The sequence below is a fragment of the Promicromonospora kroppenstedtii DSM 19349 genome, from assembly GCF_000515355.1.
GTDB classification, from domain to species: domain Bacteria; phylum Actinomycetota; class Actinomycetes; order Actinomycetales; family Cellulomonadaceae; genus Promicromonospora; species Promicromonospora kroppenstedtii.
This window is the reverse complement of record NZ_KI911760.1, coordinates 262,004-263,925: the sequence shown is the minus strand read 5'-3', so window position 1 is coordinate 263,925 and position 1,922 is coordinate 262,004. Positions and strand designations below refer to the sequence as shown.

The 1,922-nt window shown below is 74.1% G+C and carries 3 protein-coding genes; all 3 read left to right on the top strand.

Annotated features, from left to right (window positions below):
- A partial coding sequence (locus tag PROKR_RS28540; RefSeq protein ID WP_036970640.1) for a type II secretion system F family protein occupies positions 1–503 on the top strand: 503 nt, incomplete at its 5' end.
- Between the two features lies 1 nt (position 504).
- The gene (locus PROKR_RS28535) at positions 505–1,386 is read left to right on the top strand and encodes a type II secretion system F family protein (protein WP_036970638.1); all 882 of its coding nucleotides are present in this window, start codon (positions 505–507) and stop codon (positions 1,384–1,386) included.
- A gap of 22 nt (positions 1,387–1,408) precedes the next feature.
- Positions 1,409–1,922, top strand: a 514-nt coding sequence (locus tag PROKR_RS36550; RefSeq protein WP_036970635.1) for a hypothetical protein, incomplete at its 3' end; no start/stop codon positions are given.

Genomic DNA, 1,922 nt, shown 5'->3' with positions numbered 1-1,922 from the left:
GGCTGCTGGCGAACGGCGCCTCGGCGGGGCTGGCCGTGCGCCGCTCGCTGGAGATGGCGGCCGAGGAGATGTCCGAGCCGGCGGCGTCCGAGGTGGCGCAGGTCAGCGCGGAGATGGCGGTGGGCCGGTCCATGCGGGACGCGCTGTCCGGGCTGAGCGAGCGGCTGCCCTCCCGGGAGCTGTCGGTGCTGGTGCAGACGCTGACCATCCAGGGTCGCTCGGGCGGCGAGCTGGTCACCGCGCTGGGCGGCATCGGGCAGACGCTGGAGGAGCGGCGCCGTCTGCGCCGCGAGGTGGTGACGTCCACGATGGGCGCCCAGTTCTCGGGGTACACGGTGATCTTCCTGGCGTTCGGCGCGGTGGCGCTGATGAACGCGTTCAGCCCCGGCGTCGTGGACGTGATGATCACGAACCTGGCGGGCCAGGTGGTGCTCCTGGTCGCGACCGGCCTGTTCGTCGTCGGCTACCTGGTGGTCCGGCGGCTGTCGCGGGTGGAGGTGTGACGTGGAGGGGCTGATCGTCGCGGCTGGTGCCGCGCTGGCGGTGGTGCTGGGGATGGTGGCGCTGCGGCTGCTGACCAGCACGGGCCTGGAGGACGTCGAGGCCGAGTACGCCCCCGAGGCCGAGGAGCGGCCGCGCGGGTTCGTGGCCGTGCTGGACCGGATCGGCGCGCCGCTGCTGCCGCTGGCCGTGCGGCTGTACGGGCGGCAGCGCCTGCAGCGGCTCGACACCGTCATCCGGCGGGCGGGCCGGCCCGAGGGCGTGACCCTGACGATGTTCGTGCGGCGCGAGGCGGGCCTCGTGCTGCTGGGCGTCCTGTTCGGGCTGCTGTTCGTGGTCCAGGACCTGTGGACGGTGGGCGTGCCGATCGGCCTGGTGCTGTGCGCCTGGATGCGGATCTGGCTGTACACCGAGGCGGCCCGGCGCCGGCGGCAGATCGACACCGAGCTGCCCGACTTCCTCGACGTCCTGGCCGTGACCGTCACGGCGGGCCTCGGCTTCCGGCAGGCCCTGGAGCGGGTGTGCGAGTTCCACGGCGGTGCGCTGGCGGCCGAGATGCGTACGGCGCTGGAGGAGATGAACGTCGGCGCGTCCCGTCGGCAGACCTTCGTGGCGCTGCGCGAGCGCAGCAAGTCGCCTGCCGTCGGGTCCTTCGTGACAGCGTTGTTGCAGGCGGAGGAGCTGGGCGTGCCGCTGGCGGACGCGCTCACCGGCATCGCCTCGGACGTGCGGCGCGAGCACGCCGAGACCGTGCGCCAGCGTGCGGCGCGGGCGGCGCCCCTGGTGTCCCTGGCGGTGACGATGACGATCCTGCCGGGCGCGCTGATCCTCATCGTCTCGGCGGTGCTGGTCGCCAACGCGGGGGTGCTCGGTGAACTTTTCTGAGCGGCTGAGCCCGAGGCACGCCATGGACGCGCTCACCCAGCGTGCCATCGGCCCGGCGGTGCGCCTGCTGTGCCAGGTGCGGCTCGTGGTCCTGGCGTTCGCCCTGGTGCTCGCGCTGCTCGACGGCGCGGGCTGGCTCGGCGTGTTCCTGGTGGTGCTCGCCGCGCCGTTCTCGTTCGTGCCCGCGCTGAACTGGGACACCCGGGGCCGGTTCTACGCCCGCAACGGGATCCTGCTCGCGGGGGACACCGCCGTGGCGGTAGTGGCGCTGCTGCCGTTGGCGGGCTCGCCGCTCATGGCGGTCTACGCCGCGGCGACCGCCGCCCTGTGGGGCCTGTTCGCCGGGCTCCGGCTCGCGGTCGTGATGGCGGCGCCGCTGTGCCTCTACCAGCTCACCGCGTACGACGGCGGCTGGCGGGGCCTGGTCACGGGCACCGCCGGCGCGGTCCTGACCATCATCATGACCTGGACCGGGACCCACCTCGGCCGGCGGCTGCGGCGGCAGGCGGTGCAGGCGGCCGAGCTGGCCGCCGTCC